22 protein-coding genes are annotated in these 19,595 nt (G+C 71.9%); 10 read left to right on the top strand and 12 right to left on the bottom strand.

Going from position 1 to position 19,595, the window contains the following annotated elements; translation table 11 throughout:
• The first annotated feature begins 69 nt into the window (after positions 1-69).
• The gene (locus tag ACH34S_RS33565; protein ID WP_395956888.1) at positions 70-276 is read left to right on the top strand and encodes a hypothetical protein; all 207 of its coding nucleotides are present in this window, start codon (positions 70-72) and stop codon (positions 274-276) included.
• Here ACH34S_RS33565 and ACH34S_RS33560 read toward each other — a convergent pair.
• Positions 273-2,942: an ATP-binding protein gene (locus ACH34S_RS33560; protein ID WP_395956887.1), complete on the bottom strand. Its 2,670-nt coding sequence runs from the start codon at positions 2,940-2,942 to the stop codon at positions 273-275. The two genes, ACH34S_RS33565 and ACH34S_RS33560, sit on opposite strands and share 4 nt — an antisense overlap.
• A 113-nt stretch (positions 2,943-3,055) precedes the next feature.
• Here ACH34S_RS33560 and ACH34S_RS33555 point away from each other — a divergent pair, with 113 nt between their 5' ends.
• Complete coding sequence (locus ACH34S_RS33555; RefSeq protein WP_395956886.1) at positions 3,056-3,619, top strand: cysteine dioxygenase; 564 nt, start codon at positions 3,056-3,058, stop codon at positions 3,617-3,619.
• Positions 3,620-3,689: 70 nt separating this feature from the next.
• Here the strand turns inward: ACH34S_RS33555 and ACH34S_RS33550 are convergent, their stop codons facing one another.
• The 3 genes from ACH34S_RS33550 to ACH34S_RS33540 all read right to left on the bottom strand — a co-directional run bounded on the left by ACH34S_RS33550 (position 3,690) and on the right by ACH34S_RS33540 (position 5,332).
• Positions 3,690-4,064 (bottom strand): hypothetical protein, encoded by a 375-nt coding sequence (locus tag ACH34S_RS33550; RefSeq protein ID WP_395956885.1) that lies wholly within the window; start codon positions 4,062-4,064, stop codon positions 3,690-3,692.
• A 280-nt stretch (positions 4,065-4,344) separates the two neighbouring features.
• The gene (ispF, locus tag ACH34S_RS33545; protein WP_395956884.1) at positions 4,345-4,815 is read right to left on the bottom strand and encodes a 2-C-methyl-D-erythritol 2,4-cyclodiphosphate synthase; all 471 of its coding nucleotides are present in this window, start codon (positions 4,813-4,815) and stop codon (positions 4,345-4,347) included.
• Positions 4,816-4,849: 34 nt separating this feature from the next.
• Complete coding sequence (locus ACH34S_RS33540; protein WP_067459337.1) at positions 4,850-5,332, bottom strand: CarD family transcriptional regulator; 483 nt, start codon at positions 5,330-5,332, stop codon at positions 4,850-4,852.
• A gap of 386 nt (positions 5,333-5,718) precedes the next feature.
• Here ACH34S_RS33540 and ACH34S_RS33535 point away from each other — a divergent pair, with 386 nt between their 5' ends.
• A complete protein-coding gene (locus ACH34S_RS33535; protein WP_395956883.1) occupies positions 5,719-6,495 on the top strand; it encodes a hypothetical protein in 777 nt (258 codons plus the stop codon).
• 209 nt (positions 6,496-6,704) lie between these two features.
• The gene (locus ACH34S_RS33530) at positions 6,705-7,661 is read left to right on the top strand and encodes a hypothetical protein (protein ID WP_395956882.1); all 957 of its coding nucleotides are present in this window, start codon (positions 6,705-6,707) and stop codon (positions 7,659-7,661) included.
• A 134-nt stretch (positions 7,662-7,795) separates the two neighbouring features.
• Here the strand turns inward: ACH34S_RS33530 and ACH34S_RS33525 are convergent, their stop codons facing one another.
• On the bottom strand, positions 7,796-8,476 hold the full coding sequence (locus ACH34S_RS33525; protein ID WP_132180688.1) for a response regulator transcription factor: 681 nt from the start codon (positions 8,474-8,476) through the stop codon (positions 7,796-7,798).
• A complete protein-coding gene (locus ACH34S_RS33520; protein ID WP_395956881.1) occupies positions 8,473-9,816 on the bottom strand; it encodes a sensor histidine kinase in 1,344 nt (447 codons plus the stop codon). Before ACH34S_RS33520 ends, ACH34S_RS33525 begins: the two co-directional genes overlap by 4 nt.
• Positions 9,817-10,051: 235 nt before the next feature.
• Here ACH34S_RS33520 and phoU point away from each other — a divergent pair, with 235 nt between their 5' ends.
• The gene (phoU, locus tag ACH34S_RS33515; RefSeq protein WP_395956880.1) at positions 10,052-10,711 is read left to right on the top strand and encodes a phosphate signaling complex protein PhoU; all 660 of its coding nucleotides are present in this window, start codon (positions 10,052-10,054) and stop codon (positions 10,709-10,711) included.
• A 4-nt stretch (positions 10,712-10,715) separates the two neighbouring features.
• On the opposite strand, the gene ACH34S_RS33510 is transcribed toward phoU, so the two are convergent.
• The 3 genes from ACH34S_RS33510 to ACH34S_RS33500 form a co-directional block, all read right to left on the bottom strand.
• Entirely contained in the window at positions 10,716-11,105 is a 390-nt protein-coding gene (locus tag ACH34S_RS33510; RefSeq protein WP_395956879.1) for a hypothetical protein, read from the bottom strand.
• Positions 11,102-11,341, bottom strand: a complete 240-nt coding sequence (locus ACH34S_RS33505; RefSeq protein WP_131966931.1) for a ribbon-helix-helix domain-containing protein — start codon at positions 11,339-11,341, stop codon at positions 11,102-11,104. The genes ACH34S_RS33510 and ACH34S_RS33505 overlap by 4 nt, the downstream gene beginning before the upstream one ends.
• A 420-nt stretch (positions 11,342-11,761) precedes the next feature.
• Positions 11,762-12,946 (bottom strand): glycosyltransferase 87 family protein, encoded by a 1,185-nt coding sequence (locus tag ACH34S_RS33500; protein ID WP_395956878.1) that lies wholly within the window; start codon positions 12,944-12,946, stop codon positions 11,762-11,764.
• Between the two features lie 133 nt (positions 12,947-13,079).
• Between ACH34S_RS33500 and ACH34S_RS33495 the strand changes: the two genes are divergently transcribed.
• The 5 genes from ACH34S_RS33495 to ACH34S_RS33475 all read left to right on the top strand — a co-directional run bounded on the left by ACH34S_RS33495 (position 13,080) and on the right by ACH34S_RS33475 (position 16,672).
• Positions 13,080-14,237 (top strand): histidine kinase, encoded by a 1,158-nt coding sequence (locus ACH34S_RS33495; RefSeq protein WP_395956877.1) that lies wholly within the window; start codon positions 13,080-13,082, stop codon positions 14,235-14,237.
• A 106-nt stretch (positions 14,238-14,343) separates the two neighbouring features.
• Positions 14,344-14,538 carry a hypothetical protein gene (locus ACH34S_RS33490; protein ID WP_395956876.1) on the top strand — a complete coding sequence of 65 codons (195 nt, stop codon included), beginning with the start codon at positions 14,344-14,346 and terminating at the stop codon, positions 14,536-14,538.
• A 94-nt stretch (positions 14,539-14,632) separates the two neighbouring features.
• A complete protein-coding gene (locus tag ACH34S_RS33485) occupies positions 14,633-15,295 on the top strand; it encodes a response regulator (RefSeq protein WP_395956875.1) in 663 nt (220 codons plus the stop codon).
• An 85-nt stretch (positions 15,296-15,380) separates the two neighbouring features.
• Complete coding sequence (locus tag ACH34S_RS33480; protein WP_395956874.1) at positions 15,381-15,767, top strand: BlaI/MecI/CopY family transcriptional regulator; 387 nt, start codon at positions 15,381-15,383, stop codon at positions 15,765-15,767.
• Entirely contained in the window at positions 15,764-16,672 is a 909-nt protein-coding gene (locus tag ACH34S_RS33475) for a M56 family metallopeptidase (protein WP_395956873.1), read from the top strand. Before ACH34S_RS33480 ends, ACH34S_RS33475 begins: the two co-directional genes overlap by 4 nt.
• A gap of 165 nt (positions 16,673-16,837) precedes the next feature.
• Here the strand turns inward: ACH34S_RS33475 and ACH34S_RS33470 are convergent, their stop codons facing one another.
• From ACH34S_RS33470 to ACH34S_RS33460, 3 genes are read right to left on the bottom strand one after another with little or no spacing between them, the layout of a single operon-like run.
• The gene (locus ACH34S_RS33470; protein ID WP_395956872.1) at positions 16,838-17,494 is read right to left on the bottom strand and encodes a maleylpyruvate isomerase N-terminal domain-containing protein; all 657 of its coding nucleotides are present in this window, start codon (positions 17,492-17,494) and stop codon (positions 16,838-16,840) included.
• Positions 17,495-17,537: 43 nt separating this feature from the next.
• Positions 17,538-18,989, bottom strand: coding sequence for a DHA2 family efflux MFS transporter permease subunit (locus ACH34S_RS33465; RefSeq protein WP_395956871.1), 1,452 nt, complete (start codon positions 18,987-18,989; stop codon positions 17,538-17,540).
• A gap of 48 nt (positions 18,990-19,037) precedes the next feature.
• Positions 19,038-19,526, bottom strand: a complete 489-nt coding sequence (locus ACH34S_RS33460; protein ID WP_395956870.1) for a MarR family winged helix-turn-helix transcriptional regulator — start codon at positions 19,524-19,526, stop codon at positions 19,038-19,040.
• Between the last annotated feature and the right edge of the window lie 69 nt (positions 19,527-19,595).

Below are 19,595 nucleotides of genomic sequence, written 5' to 3'. Positions count from 1 at the left end.
CCGTCGCAGATCCTGGTGTGCCGCTACCGATGGCGGGATTCGGTCTGGCATTCCACGGGACGCAAGGTCGTGCCCCAGGACGAGGCGGTGCGCCTTGCCCTGGGGCTCAACCAGGCCAAGCGCGCCCCGCGGAACGTCAAGTGCCCGCCGTCCCCGACCCAGGAGACATGGCTGTTCAGGGCTGACCCGCCGGTCCTGGTCAAGGCGGGATGGTGCGACCTGGTCGTCGGCCAGGACCACGCCGTTCAGGCCCCCTCGCCCGCCCCACCGCCCTAGGACGATGACGCTTGCGTGCAGGCTCGTTCCGCTTGCGCGTCGATGCGCTCCCAGCCTTCGAGCGCGCGATCGAGCTCTTCGCGGTCGCCGTGCAGGCGCCAGCGGGCGCGGGCGAGGCAGGCCGCCGCCCAGCCGTTCTCCTGGCCGAACGGGGTCGCGGACGCCAGCCGATCCGCCGCCTCGGGAAGCCCCGCCGCGACGGCCAGTTCCGCCCCGGCCGCCCGCGCGTACGCCAGGTACGGGTCCAGTGGCGTTCCGGCGGCGAAGGCCCGGCCCACGAGGGTCTCGGCGTCGCCGAACCGCCCGTCGTGGACGGCGAGCCGGGCGTCCACGAACACCGCCACCGCGTCCGTAGCGAGCGTCCCGGCGCCGCCCGCCACCTCCGCGGCCCTGGACCGCCACAGCGCGACCGATTCCGGCTCGCCGAGCATCCCGCTCGCGAGCACCGTCGTGCACACGGCGGGCAGCATCCAGCGCGGCGCCGGCCGTCCGGCCCGCTCCCACTGGTCCCACATCCGCTCCGCGTGCTCGATCGCGTCGCGGAACCGTCCGGTCAGGGCGAGCGGCTGGACGAGGCGGCTCGCCGTGATGTGGGTGTCGCTCAGCAGGTCGTCGTCCATGCCCGCGCGCGCCGCCGCCATCCCGCCGGGGAGATCGCCCGCCATGATCGCGTAGATGCAGGCGCGGCCGTAGGTGTTGCAGATCTCCGGTGCGCAGTACGGGTCGTCGCGGTCCATGGACGGGAGCAGCTCCAGCCGTTCCCGGGTGATCCGGTTCGCCTCGCGGAGGCGTCCGGCCAGCAGTGCCGTGGTCGCCGCCGCGCACAGCCCGGAGCTGATCAGCACCGGATCCGCGGTCGCCCGGGCGGCGGCGAGGGCCCGCGGCGCCGACTCCGCGTCCGGCGCGCCGCGTCCCGGCCCGTCCAGCCAGGCCCGCGCAACGGCCAGGCAGGCCGCCACCTCCGGATCGCCCGAACCGGCAGCGTCGTGCCCCGCGGCGTCGGCCGCCTGGTCCAGCAGGCCGTGCAGGCGCTCGCGTGAGACGTCGGTCTCGAACGCCTCCGGGAACCGGCACGCCGTCTCCACGGCGCGGGCCAGGTCGATCGCCCGGCCGCGCCGGTCCCCGGCCCTCCGCGCCTGCTCGGCCGCCTCCAGCAGCAGCTCGAACACATGCTGGTTGGACGTGGTGCTCACATGCGCGCAACCGGCCCCCGCCCGCAGGACCTCGGCGGCCGAGGCCGCGTCCGGCGCGACCGAGGCGGCGGTCCGGTAGTGCGCGAACGACTCCAGCAGATGGCGGCGGGCGAAGGTCAGGTGCGCCAGCGCGCTCGCCAGCCGGTGCGTCACCTCGCCCGGGCCGCCGGACGAGGCGAGCGCGGACCGCAGATCAGCGGCCATGGCGTCGAAGTCCTCCCGCCACGCCGGATCGCCGAGCCGTCCCTCCAGACCGGACGCCGCCGACGCCGCCCAGCGCAGGTGACGCTCCCCGATCTCGCCGTCCTCACCGGCGGCGGACAACTGCGCCCGCGCGAACGCCCTGACGGTCTCCAGCAGCCGCCACCGGTCGGCCCGTCCCCGCAGGTGCACCACGAGGCTCTTGTCGACGAGCCGTCCGAGCAGGTCCGCGACGCCCGCCCGGTCACCGCCGACGGCCGCCGCCGCGTCCATGTCGAACGCCCCGGCGAACACCCCGAGCCGGCGGAACAGCGCCTTCTCCTCCCCGTCGAGCAGATCATGGCTCCAGGACAGGACCGCCCGCAGCGACCGGTGCCGCTCGTCGCCGCCGCGCCCGCCGGACAGCAGGCGCAGCGCGTCCTCCAGCGCGGCGAGCAGGCCCGTGGCGCCCAGCGACGCGCCCCTGGCCGCCGCCAGCTCGATCGCGAGCGGCACGCCGTCGAGCCGCGCGCACAGGTCGGCGATCGCCGCGGGGTCCGCGACGAACCGCGGGTCAGCGGTCAGCGCCCGGTCATGGAACAGCGCCTCGGCGTCCGAGCCGGGCAGCGGGGAGATCGGGACGCTCCGCTCGCCCGGGACGCCCAGCCGCTCCCGGCTGGTCACGAGCACGCGCGTACCGGGGCAGGACGCCAGGATCCGCTCGGCGAACGCGGCCGCCTCGTCGATGACGTGCTCGCAGTTGTCCAGCAGGAGCAGCGACCGTCCGGTGCCGAGCCGCGCCGCGACCGCGTCCGCCAGCGGCTGGTGCGACCCCTCCGTCACCCCGAGCGCGGTCGCGACCGCCCTCGCCACGAACCCGTCGCGCACGGGCACCAGGTCGACGAAGGCCCCGCCGGACGGGAACAGCGCGCCCGCGTCCGCCGCGACCATGGCCGCCAGCCGGGTCTTGCCCACGCCGCCCGGCCCCAGCAACGTCACCAGCCGGGCCTCCTCCAGCGCCGCCAGCACCTCGGCGCGCTCGGCGTCGCGGCCGACGAACGTCGTCGCGGAAGCGGGCAGCCCGACGACACGCCCCGGGTCCGGCGCCGCGGACCGGGCCAGCTCCGCCAGCGCCCACCGGTCGGCCACGCCGTACTTGCGCAGCAGCGAGGACACATGGCTCTCCACCGTCCGGACGGAGACATGCAGCCGGTTCGCGATCTGCGCGTTGGACAGCCGCGCGCCGAGCGCGGCGAGCACCTCGGCCTCCCGCTCGGATATCCGCTCCGCCACCGTCGCGGCCCCTTTCCGTGGCGGCGTCCGTGGTGCTCTGCGGGCGCCACGGATGACTGCGCCACCCCTCACACCGGACGCTGGAGACACGCCCGGCAGACGAGGAGGACACCATGAACACCCTAACCGCGCCCCCCACCACGGACCTGGACGAACTGGTCACCGCAGTACGAGGCGCCGTGGCCCGCCCCGGCGGATGGCGCGACACCGCGTCCCACGTGGCGGACGCGCTGCGCGAGCACCTCCCACCGCCCACCCTGCTCAACCCGGACCAGCTCACCGGTGAACGCGGCACCTTCCGCAGCCACCGCCTGCACGTGGAGCCGGACGGCTCGTTCTCCATGGTGGCGATCGTCTGGCAGCCCGGCGCGGTGACCCGCATCCACGATCACGTGACGTGGTGCGTGTTCGGCGTCCTGGCCGGCGTCGAGTACGAGGACCTCTACACGCTCTCCACGGACGGCACCGCCCTGATCGAGGCCGGGAGCAACCACGCCCCGGTCGGCGAGGTCAGCGGCTTCGCCCCGCCGGGCGACATCCACCGCGTCCGCAATGTCAGCCTCGACGTCGCCGTCTCCCTGCACATCTACGGCACCGACCTCAACGCCATCGGCTCCAGCGCCCGCCGCTACTACGACCTCCCGATCCGCCCCGCGGGCTCGGGCGAGCGGCCCTGACAGACCGGCGCCCCGGCGCTCTGCGCGAAGCAGAGCGCCGGGGCGCGGTCAGGCGGACACGATCAGGCGATCACCGCCACCGCTGGACGGAGCCGACGCCCGGCCGCTGCTGCGGCTCGCCGCCGGGGTCGAAGAACCCGCTGGGCTCCTGGCATTCGGGGTCGTCGAAGCCCATCCACAGCTCCGGCGGCCCATCACTGACGACCTGCCAGGACAGGAACCGGTAGTCGGTGCTCTGGCACCCGAAGCCCTCGAAGACCTGGTCGGGCGGGCCGACCGGATCACCCTGCCAGGCGTGGAGGCTGCCGGAGGCGGCCGCGGTGGCGGCGCCCTGGTCGCTGCTGGTGTCGGCGTAGGCGGTGGGGCCGAGCATCAGGCCCGTGGCCACCGCGGCGGCTACGGCAAGGGCCCCGAGCGGGGCGATGGGACGTGGCGAGAAGCGCATGGGAGTGAACTCCTTCCGAAATGCCCATGGTCCGTGCACTTCTCGAACATATGCGAAGAGTAGTGATCTGAATACATACCGTAGTAGGTAGAAGGTAGATCCTCGATGGTCTGCAAAATCGGTCCAATTCCGCACACGGCACACGATCCACCGCTCAGCCCACCGTCACGCTCGCGGCGCCGGTGCGGTGGCGGCGCCAGTGCGGTGGCGAGCCGCGCACGTCCGCGCAGCAGCTAGACGCGCCGGCCGGATGGTGGCGCGGGGCGATCGCGGGTGCCGGTCAGGCGGGCGGGAGGACGAGGGCGGTGGCGATGGCGGCGAGGCCCTCGCCGCGGCCGGTGAGGCCCAGGCCGTCCGTGGTGGTGGCGGAGACGGTGACGGGCGCGCCGCCCAAGGCGTCGGTCAGGGTCTTCTCGGCTTCGGCGCGGCGTTTGCCGATACGGGGGCGGTTGCCGATGATCTGGATGGCGACGTTGCCGATGGTGAAGCCGGACTCGCCGGCGAGGCGGGCGACCTCGCGGAGGAGGGCGACACCGGACGCACCGGACCAGCGGGGGTCGGCGGTGCCGAAGACGGAGCCGACGTCACCGAGGCCGCAGGCCGACAGGAGCGCGTCGCAGGCGGCGTGCGCGGCGACGTCGCCGTCGGAGTGGCCGGCGAGGCCGTGGCCCTCACCGGGCCATTCGAGCCCGGCGACCCACAGCGGGCGCGGCTCGGACGAGAACGGGTGGACGTCGGTTCCGACGCCCACCCGTGGCAGTCTTGCGCTCAATCCGTCCGGCCGTTCAGCTGGCCAGGACCTCATCGAGCAGAGCTTCTGCCTTGTCCTCGTTGGTCTTCTCCGCGAGCGCGAGCTCACTGACCAGGATCTGCCGCGCCTTGGCGAGCATGCGCTTCTCGCCGGCCGACAGGCCGCGCTCCTTGTCGCGCCGCCAGAGGTCGCGGACGACCTCGGCGACCTTGTTCACGTCGCCGGAAGCGAGCTTCTCGAGGTTCGCCTTGTACCGGCGGGACCAGTTGGTGGGTTCTTCGGTGTAGGGCGCGCGCAGCACCTCGAACACCTTCTCCAGACCCTCCTGGCCGACGACGTCGCGGACACCCACGTCCTCGACGTTCTCGACCGGGACCTGCACTGTCAGGTCGCCCTTGTCGACCTTCAAGACCAGATAGGTCTTTTCCTCACCTTTGATGGTGCGAGTCTCGATGGCCTCGATCCGAGCAGCCCCATGGTGGGGGTAGACGACGGTGTCGCCGACCTGGAAAGTCATGTGACAAGTACCCCTTCCGCTAGAACCAGGGTACCACGGAAACGAGGGTGGCTGAACCGACGTTCCAGACAAATGCCCAGGTCAAGCTGCATATTGGGGTATTGACAAAGGCCTTTAATGGTGCATCCAGCGCCAGTTCCCCCCACTCAGGGTAGCCGAGGGACCACCGTGCTCCCGCCCGGCCGCCATTACCGGTAAGGGTGTCCTCGTTACAAGCATCCCTCCTGCCGAGTGCCGAGATGCGTTCCATACTGGAGGTGAACATGCCGGGTGGTCCGGGTACGAAGCGCCCGGAAGGGTCCGAATAGGACCGCGGCCAGCCCGGAGCACGGCCCCGCCGGACGGGGCCGTGGAGCGCCTCGGCGAAGCCAGAACGGAGGTGCGGCGTGAGGCCGGACGGCGACGACCCGGAGCCCGATGACTACGGGCTTCCGCGCGTTGACGTCGTCGTGCCCGATGACGCCCGCGAGCTGGAGCGGGACGTCGTCGCCTACCGCCGCGAGGAGCGCCGCCGCCGGCGCCGCGACCGGTTCCGCCGCGTCGGGGGCCCGCTCACCCGGTTCGGCGTCGCCATCCCGATCATCGCGGGCGCGCTGCTGGTCGCGCTGCTCAGCGGCGTCCTGATGACCACGTTCGGGCCGCGTCCCGCGCCGCGTCCGACGGGCGCCCAGCTCGCGCCGCGACCGTCCGCGAGCCCCGGCAAGGTCGGCGGGCTGCTGCCCGCCGGCGAGATCGACCTGGTGACCGGCCAGCGCGCGGCCATCCAGATCCGCGACCTGCGGCCGGGCGTCGTCGGCATCGTCCCGCCCGGCTACGAGTGCGAAGAAGGTGTCGTCGCGGAGCTCGCGGGCAGGACGCAGGAGAACGAGCTGAAGTTCTACCTGGTCGCCGACCCTCGTCCGGCCGGCGGCAAGAAGGGGACGCCGCTGAAGGAGCTGAAGGCGTGCGCCGGGACCGCCCACGACGGGGTGCCGCAACTCCTTGAGGATCCCAAGGGCGTGCTCGCCACGGCCTACGCGCCGCCGCCCGGCACACCGGGACCGGCCGCCGGCGGTCTCACCGCCGTGTTCGTCCAGCTGGACGGCGTGGTCAGGGAGGTCGTCCGGGCCCCGCGGGCCGGGCCGGAGCTCACCGGGAAGGTCAAGGCCCTCCAGACCGGCTGACGGAACCCTCCCGCACCCTCCCGCGCGTGACCGTGCGACCGTCCGCGGGCCCGCGCAGGTACGCGGGCGCTCGCCCGTCAGGTACGTGCGCGCGAGCCTGTCTGGTACCCCGAGGCGGGGCTTGCGGCCGGGTGTCGCTACGCTTCCCCTGGCGTCTGCGACGCCGCTCTCACCAACTTCCGTGCCTTTTCGCGAGGAGACCCGACGCCGTGATCCGTAACAGCCGCCGAATGGTCACGCTCGCCGTCGCGGGCGCCGTCGCCATCGCGCCGGTGATCACCGGCTGCGGCGCCGGCCAGGAGCCCCAGTCCGCGGCGCCCACGCAGCTGACCGAGGGCGTCAACGTCTCGGTCCCGCTGGACAAGCCGGCGGACCCGCAGATCGCCCTGCGGAACGTGTTCCTGCTGGCCCCGCCGCCCGACAAGCCGATCTCCGCCGGGTCCTCGCTGGCGCTCTACGGCATGCTGATCAACCAGGTCAAGGGCCGCCAGGACCGGCTGGTCTCGGTCACCTCCCCGCTCTTCGGCACCGCGAAGATCGACGGCGGCGGCCTGGCGCTGCCGGGCGCCGCGCCGGACGGCGTCGGCGCCCCAGTGAACCTGCTGGGCAAGCCGTCCAAGCCGGCCACCCCGCCCGCCGCGCCTCCCGCCGGCAACCAGACCACGCGGCCCGGGACGACGCCGTCCGGGCAGCCGCAGGACGGCGCGACCCCGCAGCCCACCGGCGGCGGCGCGACCCCCGCACCGACCGGCACGGGCGCGACGCCCGAGCCCACGGGTGCGGGCGCCACTCCGGCGCGGCCCACCGGCCCGGCGCAGCAGAGCGCCGCCCCGACCACGCCGGACGGCCGGCAGGCGCTCGTCGTGCTGACGGGCCTCAAGCAGGAGCTGCTCGCCAGCGCCAGGGTGCCCGTGCAGATGCTGTTCGAGAAGGCGGGCACCGTCGAGTTCCAGGTGCCGATCGTCTCGCAGCAGGACGAGTACAAGTCCCTCCCGCTGGCCGAGCCGGTCCCGCAGGCGCCCGGATCGCCGACGCCGGGCGGCGCCACTCACCCGTCCACGCCGCCCGCTTCGCCCGGACACGGTTCGCCGGAGCCGGGTGCAACGCAGTCGCCTGGCGCAGGTGCAGGCGGCGGCGAGTCTCCGGGCGGCTCCGGCGGCCACTGAGGCCGGTCCCGCGCGTAAGGAAGCCGGTCCCGCAAAAGCAAACGGCCCGTCCCCGGCTGGGACGGACCGTCCTCCAGCCCCCACCCACCGCCATTCAACGGACGAGCTCCGCTCGACGGCCCGTTTCCATGTCATCAGGGCTCGAACTTGTAGCCCAGGCCGCGGACGGTGACGATGTAGCGCGGCGAGGACGGCACCTCTTCGATCTTGGCGCGCAGGCGCTTGATGTGGACGTCCAGCGTCTTGGTGTCCCCGACGTAGTCGGCGCCCCAGACGCGGTCGATCAGCTGCATCCGGGTCAGCACGCGGCCCGCGTTGCGCAGCAGCACCTCCAGCAGCTCGAACTCCTTGAGCGGCAACTGGACGGGATCGCCACCGACGCTGACGACATGCCGCTCGACGTCCATCCGGACGGGCCCGGCCTCCAGCGTCGCGGGGGCGAGCTCCTCGACCTCGCCCTGGCGGCGCAGCACGGCCCGCATCCGGGCGATCAGCTCGCGGGTGGAGAACGGCTTGGTGACGTAGTCGTCGGCGCCGAGCTCCAGCCCGACGACCTTGTCGACCTCGCTGTCCTTGGCGGTCAGCATGATGACGGGGACGCTCGACTTGGCGCGCAGCTCCCGGCACACCTCGGTTCCGGGGAGTCCGGGGAGCATCAGGTCGAGCAGGACGAGATCGGCACCGTTGCGCTCGAAGATGTCCAGCGCGTCAGGACCGGTGGCGGCCACGGCCACCTCGAAGCCCTCCTTGCGGAGGTTGTACGACAGTGCGTCGCTGAACGACTCTTCGTCTTCCACGACGAGCACGCGGGTCACGGTGTTGCCTCCTGGGCGGTGTCATCTGTGTTATTCCCCGCGTCCGCGTCTTTGCCCGCGTCCGCGCCGGTCTCTTCTGCGGCTTGTCGCTTCGCGTCCGCGCCGTCCACGCCATCGGCGCCGGCCACGCCCGCCTGCCCGTCAAGGCCCCGTTTGCCGGCGTTCGCGACCCGGCTGACGGTCGCGCCGGACGGGCGCGGCGGGGCGTCGAGCAGCGGCAGCCGGAGCGTGAACGTCGAGCCGTGGCCCTGCTTGCTCCACACGGTCACGTCGCCGCCGTGCTTGCTGGTGACGTGCTTGACGATGGCGAGGCCGAGCCCGGTGCCGCCGGTCTGGCGGGACCGGGCCGGGTCGACCCGGTAGAAGCGCTCGAAGATCCGCTCGATCTCGCCGTCCGGGATGCCGATGCCCTGGTCGGTCACGTTGACCTCGACGTGCCCGTCGTCGCGCCGCCGGGTCGCGACGACGACGCGAGTGTTCTCGGGGCTGTAGGCGACGGCGTTGTCGACCAGGTTGCGCAGCGCGGTGACCAGCAGCTCCTGGTCTCCCCGCACCCGCAGGCCCGTCTCGCCGCCGGAGGTCAGCTCGATGTCCCTGCCGGACGCCTTGGTCTGGCAACGTTCCAGCGCCTCCGCGGTGACCTCGTCGAGCATGACGGGACGCAGCGCGGGCAGCGGCTCGTCGCCCTGGACGCGCGACAGCGTCATCAGGTCCTGGACGAGGTTGGTCAGGCGGACCGACTCGTACTGCATCCGTCCCGCGAACCGGCGGACGGCCTCGGGGTCTTCGGCGGCGACCTCGACGGTCTCGGCCAGCAACGACAGCGCGCCGACGGGCGTCTTCAGCTCGTGGCTGACGTTGGCGACGAAGTCGCGGCGGATCGCCTCCGTGCGGTGCATGTCGGTGAGGTCCTCGGCGAGGACGAGGACGAGCCCGTGCGAGCCGAGCGGCGCCACGCGGACCGCGAACCAGCGCCCGTCGGCCCGGCTCCGCACGCTCTGCGGCCCGACCTGTATCTCGGTCTCGCGGATCTCCCCGTCCCGGCGAACCAGGCGGGCCATCGCGAGCACCTCGTCCACGACCAGGCGGTCGCCGCTGACGATACCGAAGGCTCTCGCGGCGGAGCTGGCGCGCAGCACACGGTCCTCGGCGTCCACCACGACGGCGGACGACCGCAGGACACTGAGCACGGACGCGACACCGGGCGGCAGGCCGCCCACCGGCGCCGCCGGAACCGCAGCCTGCTGGGCACGCTCGCTCACCCGCACCGCCAATCCAGTCGCGAGCCCGATCGCGAGCCCGGCAAGCCCGGTCAGGCTCGCGACAAGTTCGACCTCCACACCACGGATCGTAAGCGGCGAGCGGCACAGCTCCACCCGGAGGCCCTGGTCATCGCGGTCGCGTTCCCCGAAAGTTCACCTCATTTCCCGGACGCGTTCATGGCGTCACGGCATGCTGTGACGTGGGCGAGTCCGCCCGGACAGCACAAAACTCGCCCGTTTCGCCCCTATTTGCACGATCTCCGGTATCCGGCTGCCTCCCGCATGCCGTCCCTCAGCACAGAAGGATCCCGAATTGCGCGACGCCTATCACGAGGAGCTCGACTCCCTCTCCGACCGGCTGGTGGAGATGACCCGCCTCGTCCGATCCGCGATGGCCCGCGCGGTCACGGCGCTGCTGGACGCCGACCTGCGGCTGTCCGAGGAGGTCATCAGCGGCGACGAGCTGGTCAACAAGATCGACACGGAGATCGAGGAGACCGTGTTCGATCTGATGGCCCGCCAGCAGCCCGTCGCGGGCGATCTGCGCACCCTCATCACCGCGCTGCGGATGAGCGGCGACCTCGAGCGCATGGGGGACCTCGCCGTCCACATCGCCAAGACCGCCCGGCGTCGGCACCCCGAGTCCGCGGTGCCGCCCGAGCTGCAGGCCACGGTCCTGGAGATGGGCCAGATCGCCGAGCGCATGATCGCGAAGACGGGCAGCGTGATCGCGTCCCAGGACGTCGAGATGGGCCTCGAACTGGACGCCGACGACGACCAGATGGACCGCCTCCACCGCCGCCTCTTCGACGTGATGCTCTCCCCCAAGTGGCGGCACGGCGTGGAGCCCGCGGTGGACATCTCCCTGGCCGGCCGCTACTTCGAGCGGTTCGCCGACCACGCCGTCCACGTGGCGGAGAACGTCGTCTACCTGGTCACGGGCCAGCGCCCCGAAGAGATCAACGACTCCTGACCCGTCAGGGGATCTGCTCGACGCGGACGCCGGGAACGTCCTCGTAGACGCCCGGCTCCGCGGTGATCAGCGGCCACCGGCGCCAGCGCGCCGACCAGGCGGCCTGCGCCGCGTCCATGCCGAGCGTGGGGTTCGCGGTGACGAGCAGGCCGGTCTGCTGGGCGATCACGTCGTCGAGGTCGTCCACGTGGACGACCTGCATCCCGGGCAGGCGCTCCAGCACGGCGCGCCCATGGTCGGGGACGAGCTGCCAGGCGCGGGCGAGGGCGGTGGCGGGGATGACGATCGTGGCGTGCTGGGCGATGGAAGCACGCAGCCGGGCGCGGACATAGATCGTCTTGCCTGTGGCGAGGTCGAGGAGTGCGGTCGCGTCGAAGACGTGACCGGTGATCACGCGACGTCCCGGCGGTTCGGGGTGCCGCCTTCGACGAGCCGGTCGACCATCGCCTGCTCGTCCGGGCTCGGCGGACCGAACAGGTCGTCGATCGTGGACGCGTCCCGCAGGAACGCCAGCTTGAGCCGCGCCCCGTCCGCGAGGAACCCGGACACCGAGGCGATCTTCTTCTCCTCGGCCAGCCCCTGCAACGTTGCGGCGAGCTCGTCCGGGAGCGTGATGTTGATTCTCGCCATGGCCCTCACGATACACACTCCGACCCCTCCGAGTGTGTATTCCCCCGAAAAAGGTCACAGAACCATCACGCCGCCCAGTCTCCGCTGAGCCCTGCACGACCGGCCCTTCTGGTCGCCCCTCTAGAACCCGCACAGACTGCACGCGCCGCACAGACTGCACGCGCCGCACAGACTGCACGCGCCGCACAGACTGCACGCGCCGCACAGACTGCACGCGCCGCACAGACTGCACGCGCCGCACAGGTTGGTAGGGCCGCACAGGTTGGTAGAGCCGCACAGGTTGGTAGAGCCGCACAGGCTCAGTTGAGGGCTGGGCGGGTGAGGCCTGGGCGGGTTGGGCCGCGCGGACTGCACGGCCGGACGCGTAGCGCCCCCGCGCCTTGGGCTCGCGTCCGGCCGTGGCTCTAGGACGCCGTCTCGTCAGGCTGTTCGGGTCAGGGGTTCGGAGCGGCGGCTCTGGGTTCGCTGGATTGGGCGCATTCTCGGCTCCTTCGTGGTCGTGGATCCGCGGTCAGGTGGCTCGTGGCGGAGGCGGACGGCTGTGTGGGCCAGGAAGAACAGGGCCGCCAGCAGGTAGCAGTTGGCCACGGGCGTGAGGAGTGGGTGGAAGCCGTACTGGAGTGGGTGGCCGTTGTGGGGCGTCCACCACATGGGAGCCAGGGCGAAGAGCACGTAGCCGCACGCTGCGATGACCCGGTTGTTGTTGCGGATCAGTACGGCCAGGGCCGGGACGATCCACACCCAGTGGTGCGCCCAGGAAATGGGCGAGACCAGGAGGCCGGTCGCGCCTGTGACGGCGGTGGCGGTCAGCCAGTCACCGCGCCTCGCCCAGAGGCCTGCGAGCGTCAGGCCGAGAACGCCGATGGTGAGCGGGATGGCGGTGTACCAGTCGCCGACTTCGGCGGTGCTCCTCAGTATGCGGGTGAGCGTGCCGTAGGGGGACTGATTGCTGATGTACGGGACGCCCACACGGGACGTGTCGTAGAAGGTGTGCAGCCAGTAGAGGCGGGACGCGTCAGGTGCGATGGCGTATGCGAGGAGCGTGCAGACGGCGAAGGTTGCGGCGGCGGTGAACGCGTCCTTGGTCCGCCTCGAAACGAGGAGGAGGACGACGAAGATGGCCGGGGTCAGCTTGATCGCGGCCGCGATGCCGATTCCGATTCCGGCGGGACGGCCCTTGGCGACGCGATGCATGTCGGCGACGATGAGCGCCAGCAGGAAGAGGTTGACCTGCCCCTGGAAGAAGGTGTGGTGGACCGGCGCCAGGAGAAGCCCGCCGGCCACGACGGCTTTCAAGGACGCGTGATGCCCGCTCAGTTTCAATGTCGTCGCGCACGCCCAGACGAATGCCGCAAACGAGGCCAGCTGCCATAGGAGCCGGGCAAGGGTCAGCGGCAACGCCGCCATTGGCATGAACAGTGCGCCCATGAACGGCGTGTTGGTGTACCAGTGCTCGGCCAGCTGTTCGTCGTAGAGGCTCGTACCGTCCGTAATTGCGTGGCCGCCCAGGCGATAGATACGAAAATCCAGGGAGTCGTATGCGAGGGAGAACGCCACAATTCCCAAGACCTCGATTGCCAGTACCAATGCCAGCCAGCGCTTCATGCGAATAACATTGGCGTGAGCTAGGCCCGGAAGGCATCGGGCCTCCGAATACAATCACAAAAGGCGGGTTAGCCCGTGGGATTAAGCCTGCGGGCCAATGTGCCCGGAAGGGGCACGCGGTTACGATCGGCGTATGCCCGCCCTGCCGTTGAGCCGCATACGCCGGGTGCGCCGCGTCGTCTGGGCGGCCGTGCTCTGGTCCGCGACCGTCGCGTACCCCTTCGTCCTGGTCGCCACGGTGATGAAAGGCACGAGCGGGTTCGTCGGCGTGGAAGTCTTCGTGTCGGCCATGCTCACGGTGCTGGTGGTCGCCCTGCTACAGCGGCACCCCCTGCCGGGCCAGGGAATACTCCTGCTGGCCTGGACCTGGGCACTGGTGCAGATGCCCATCGGAGGCATCGCCGCCCTGCAGATAGCGATCACCAATATCGGCGTCGGCTATACCGCGGCGACCCGCCGGCACAGGGTGTCGGTTCCGGTCCTCGCCGGGACGCTCGCCGTCCAGGCCCTGTCGGCCGCCGTGTTCCTGACTCCCAACGACTTCCTGCTCCTGATCATCGTCCTGGCAGCCTCCGTGACCTGGCTGGCGGGGAACTCCATCCAGGTGCGGCGGGTGAACGCCGAGATGATGCGCGTCCAGGCGACGGCGCAGGCGGTCGCGGCGGAGCGGCTGCGGATCGCGCGGGAGCTGCACGACATGGTCGCGCACAGCATCGGGATCATCGCGATCCAGGCGGGCGTGGGCGGACGCGTGATCGACACGCAACCGGCCGAGGCCCGCAACGCGCTCGACGCCATCGAGGCCACCAGCCGCGATGTGCTGTCAGGGCTGCGGCGGATGCTCACCGCCCTCCGCAAGGACGACCCGGGCGCCGCGCCGCTCGGCCCGTCCCCCGGCCTGGACGATCTCGACCGGCTGGCGGAGTCGGCGAACGACGCGGGCGTACGGGTCGACGTCCACTGGAAGGGTGAGCGGAGGCCGTTGCCACCGGACGTCGACCTGTCCGCCTACCGGATCGTCCAGGAGGCGGTCACGAACGTGGTGCGCCACGCGGGCACGCACGCCTGCCAGGTGACGATCGAATACGGGGCCGAGGAGGTGTCCATCGAGGTCGAGGACGACGGGCGCGGCGGCGTGATCGGCACCGGGTACGGCATCATCGGCATGCGGGAGCGGGTCGCGCTCCTGGGCGGCGAGTTCGCGGCGGGACCGCGTCCAGGCGGCGGGTTCCGGGTGGCGGCGCGGATCCCGGCCCCCGAGACGGCGGCGGTAGCGGTGGTGGTGGCGTGAGCACCCGCATTGTGCTGGCGGACGATCAGCCGCTGATCCGGGCCGGGCTGCGGGTACTGGCGGCGCGGATCCCGGCGCCGGAAACGGTGGCGGTGGCGGTGGCGGCGTGAGCATTCGCATAGTGCTGGCGGACGACCCGCCGCTGATCCGGGCCGGGGTACGGGTACTGGCGGCGCGGATCCCCGCCCTGGAGACGGCGGTGGCGGTGGCGGCGGACGACCAGCCGCTGACCCGAGCCGGGCTGCGGGTACTGGCGGCGCGGATCCCAGCCCCCGAGACGGCGGCGGTAGCGGTGGCATGAGCATCCGCATCGTGCTGGCGGACGACCCGCCGCTGAACCGAGCCGGGGTACGGGCGCTGGCGGCCCGGATCCCCGCCCCGGTGGTGGTGGTGGCGTGAGCATTCGCATTGTGCTGGCGGACGATCAGCCGTTGATCCGGGCGGGGCTGCGGGTGCTGGTGGCCGACACACCCGATCTGGAGATCGTCGGGGAGGCGGGGACCGGCGCCGAGGCGGTCCGGCTGGTTGACGACGTCCGGCCTGACGTCGTCGTCATGGACATCCGCATGCCCGACATGGACGGCATCGAGGCGACCCGGCGGATCACCACGGCCCGCGTGCTGATGCTGACGACGTTCGACGACGACGAGTACGTGTACGGCTCGCTCCGGGCGGGCGCGAGCGGGTTCCTCGTCAAGGACATGGCTCTGGAGGAGATCCTCTCGGCGATCCGCGTCGTGGCCGGAGGGGACGCCCTGATCGCGCCGAGCGTGACGAAACGGCTGATCGAGGAGTTCGCCGCCATGCCCGCCACCCGGCCGAGAGCAGCGGCAAAGCCGTCCCGCCCGGCCGATGGCATCACAGAGCGGGAGCGCGAAGTCCTCACACTGATCGGGAGGGGGAAGTCCAACCAGGAGATCGCCAAAGAGCTGTTCATCAGTGTCGCGACCGCGAAGGCGCACGTGGCGCGGCTGCTCGCCAAGCTCGACGCCCGCGACCGGGTCCAGCTCGTCATCGTCGCCTACGAGATGGGCCTCGTCACGCCCTCTCCCGAGTGAGCCGGGGGGGTCGTCCACCCACAACGACGTGCGGTAGTACTACCTGACGTGGTCAGCGTCCGGGGCGTCGGATAACCTGGCTGGCGTGAAGGGTCTGGGAGAGCTTGAACGCACGGTCATGGAGGTCCTGTGGGCGCGGGAGGACGCCGGTCACATCGCGGCGACCGCCCGTGACGTGAGCCGTGCGCTCGCCGGCGACCGCGACCTCGCGCACACCACCGTCATGACGGTGCTCGACAGGCTCGCCAAGAAGGGCTTCCTCGCGCGCGAGCGCGACGGCCGCGCCTGGCGGTACCGCCCGGTCGCGAGCCGGGAGGGATACGTCACCGAGCTGATGCTGGGCGCGCTGAACGAGACGGGCGACCGTGACGCGGCGCTCGTCCACTTCGTCCAGTCCGTGTCCGAGGACGAGATCGACGTGATCCGGCAGGCCCTCGCCGGCCTCACCACAGGCAAGGAACCTCCGGCATGACCGGCACCGCCCTGCTCGCATTGATCTCACTGGGGACCGTCGGCGGGGCGCACTGGCTGTCCCAGGCCCGGTGGACATGGCGTACACCGCGCATCGGAATCGCGCTCTGGCAGGCCCTCGGGCTGTGCTGGGGCGTCGCCACGATCGGCGCGCTGCTCGGGCTCGCGCTGCTGCCGTACGGGAAGGGCGTCCTCGGCGGGCTGCCCGGCCTGTACGACGATCAGGCCGCGAGCCTGAACGCCGTCCAGGTCGCGGCGCTGCTCGCCGCCGTCAGCCTCACCGGCGTGCTGCTGGTCATGCTGATGTACGCGGTCGTGCGGGTCGTCCGGGCCCGGCGGCGGCACCGGGCGCTGCTCGCGCTGGTGTCGCGCTACGACTCGGCCGTCCCCGGCACCCTGGTCCTCGACCACCCCGGCGCGGCGGCGTACTGCGTGCCGGGCGTCCGGTCGTCGAAGGTCGTGGTCAGCGCCGGGACGATGGAGCTCCTCGACCGCGGCGAGCTGGCCGCGGTCCTCGCGCACGAGCGCGCCCACGCGCGTGCGCGGCACGACCTGGTGCTGCTGCCGTTCGCGTCGCTGCGCCAGGTGTTCCCGCAGCTCCGGCTGGTCGGACGGTGCCTGGACGCGGTCGAGCTGCTGATCGAGATGGCCGCCGACGACCGGGCCCGCCACGGCCGCCCGCCCCGCGAGCTGGCGACCGCGCTCCTGCGCTTCGCCGCCGCCCGCCCGGCCGCCGCCCCGTCCGGCACTCTCGGCGTCGCATCCCACGGCGACATCCCGGTGATGGCCCGCGTGAATCGCCTGCTGGAGCCGCAGGAGCTCCCCCGCATGACCCGCTTCGCCGCCACGGTGGCCGTTCCCGTGATCGCCGGCGTCCCGCTCCTCCTGGTCCTCCTCCCCCACTAACCATCCAGCCCATCCCCGGACCACTCCGGCGCGGCGGGGATCGGGCCAGCGGGCCCCTCCGGGCTGCTCACGTTCGGGCGGCGGCTCGTGTTTGGTCCAGGCGTGGGCGGTGTTGCGCTCGGAGTGAAGGCCGCTTGAGGCCTGTCCTGGCCGGTGGTACCTCGCTCAGCCGAGGATCAGGGGGATCTTGGTGGCGAGTTCGTCGCCCAGCGCGGTCTTCTCGGCGGTCGTCGGGGGGCGGCGGCCGGTTCCGATCAAGAGGGCTTCCTTGTCGGAGAACTGTTCGGGGAATTGGGTGCCTGCGATGTTTTCCAGGGCGGTGCGGGCGGCTCTCAGGGTTTCGGAGGGTGGGGCGGCGGCTTTGGGCAGGTGTGCGGTCAGGTCCAGGTGGTGGAGTGTCCATTCGAGGTTGTACGCGGTCAGGTAGTCGCCTGCTGTCAGGACCTTGTCCTGGGTGCTGACGCGGGCGGACGGGTCGGCGAGTTCGGCTGCGCGGCCGGCGGCGGAGCCTACGTCGTCGAGATGGAACTTCAGGAGTCCCGGGTCGCCGTATGCGGCGGCCAGGCGCGGGATCAGTGCGTCCAGCGGGTCGTCGCCGGTTGGCGGGTCGACCAGGTTCCAGTAGGTCGTCGCGTCGGCGGTGGGGGCCGTGTCGGCGGGGGTGACCAGCGTTATAAGGACGTCCTGGGCGTCGATGATCAGGTGGCACACCAGGTCGCGGACGAGCCAGCCGGTGCAGCCGGACGGGCGTTGCATGTCCTGGCCGGAGAGGTCCTCGACCGCCGCGCGGAGCGCCGTCCAGGAGCGCGAGAAGAGATCCACTTCGGCAACGTAGTGTCGGATCGGAGCGGCGGCCAAGCGCATTTCACGCCTTGACCGTCGCGGCGGGCGCCTCCGCGGGGGTTGCGGGTGCCTGCGGCGGGCGGCGCAGGATGAGGGCGGAGACGGCCAGTGCGGCGGTCAGGAGCCCCGCGGAGACGCCGAACGCCAGGTGGTAGCCGCCGGCCAGTGCGGAGGCGGCGTCCCGGCCCTGCGACTGGAGGATCTCGGTGCGGGACGCGGCCAGCGTGGTGAGGACGGCGACGCCCAGCGCCATCCCGACCTGCTGGACGGTGTTGAACAGACCTGATGCCACGCCCGCGTCGTCCGGGCGGGCGCTGGACATGCCGAGTCCGGTCAGCGACGGCAGGACCAGACCGGCCCCGGCGATCAGCACGAATGCCGGGAGCAGGTGGGTGACGTAGCCGGCGTGCACGGGGATGGTCGTCAGCCATGTCATGGCGGCTATCAGGAGCGCCAGGCCCGCCATCAGGACGGTGCGTTCGCCGAAGCGGTTCGACAGGCGCGCGGACGCCAGCAGCGACACCGCGCCGATCAGCACGGCCGCCGGGAGCATCGCCAGGCCGGTGGCGAGGGCGGTGTAGCCGAGGATCTGCTGCATGTAGAGGGCGACGACGACCTGGAACGCGAACATCGCGGAGAGCGACAGCAACTGGACGACGTAGGCGCCGGACACGTTGCGGGAGCGCAGGATCCGCAGCGGCATCAGCGGGGTCGCGGCGCGGGCCTGGCGGATGACGAAGGCGGCGAGGAGGCCGAGCGACGCTGCTCCGAGGCCGAGGGTGTGCGTGGAGATCCAGCCGTGGCTCTCCACCTTGACGATCGTGTAGATGCCGAGCATCAGCCCGGACGTGACGAGCAGCGCCCCGGCGAGGTCGGCCCCGGCGGACAGGCCGAGGCCGCGGTCGCGCGGGAGGGCCGGGAGGGCCAGGAGGATCGTGGCCAGGCCGATCGGCAGGTTGATGAGGAAGATCCAGTGCCAGCTCAGCGCGTCGGTGAGGACCCCGCCGAGGACCGATCCGACGGACGCGCCCGCGGCGCCGGTGAAGCTGAAGATTCCGATGGCCTTCGTCCGCTCGCGGGCGTCGGTGAACGTCGTGACCATGATGCCGAGGACGACGGCGGTGGCGAGCGCGCCGCCGATGCCCTGCAGGAACCGCGCGGCGATCAGCAGGCCGGGTGTCGTCGCCGCGCCCGCGAGCACGGATGCCGCGGTGAAGACGGCGTTCCCGGTGAGGAAGAGCGTGCGGCGGCCGATGAGGTCGCCCAGGCGCCCGGCCAGGAGCAGCAGGCCGCCGAGGGGGATCAGGTAGGCGTTCATGGTCCAGCTGAGGCCGGCGGGCGTGAAGCCCAGGTCGTCCTGGATGGCGGGCATGGCGACCGTGACGATGGAGCCGTCGAGGATGGCCATGAGCATGGTGGACGACAGCACGCCGAGGGCGGCCCAGCGGGAACGGAGCAGTGCGGGAACGGTCATGAGAGAGACCGTAGCAGATAGTTTTGTTACAGACGATCCTTATAGGATCTACTTTGTGCGTTCGCGGGCCCGGCGCACCGGCTTCCGGCTTTCGGAGGGAGTCGCCAGGTGGCCGGCGACCAGGGCGTTCAGCGCGCGGAGGAGCACTTCGCGATCTTCGAGTGAGAGGGAGCCCAGGGCCGCCTCGTGGACGCCGTCCACGAGCTCCTGGCTGCGCGCGGCGACCCGGGCGCCCTCGTCGGTGACCGCGATGACCCGGGCCCGCCGGTCCTTGGACGACGGCCGCCGCTCGGCGAGGCCCGCCTTCTCCAGGGCGTCCACGGTGACGACCATCGTCGTCTTGTCCATGTCGCCGATCTCGGCCAGCTGGATCTGGGTGCGCTCCTCTTCGAGCGCGTGCACCAGGACGCAGTGCATCCGCGGCGTCAGCCCGATCTCGGCGAGCGCCGCCGTCATGCGGCTGCGCAGCACGAAGCTGGTGCGGTCGAGGAGGAACGACAGGTCAGGGCTGGTGCGGGTGGGGGCCATCGACGTCATGCCCGCCAGCCTACCCAATGGTTTCGTTCTAGATAATCTGCGATCGTCCGCATCGCGTGGTCTATCCTT

Source organism: Actinomadura sp. 3N508, from assembly GCF_044326375.1.
In the GTDB taxonomy this organism is placed as follows: Bacteria; Actinomycetota; Actinomycetes; order Streptosporangiales; family Streptosporangiaceae; genus Spirillospora.
Note: the sequence above shows the minus strand (reverse complement) of the source record. Positions and strands in the feature narration are given on the sequence as shown.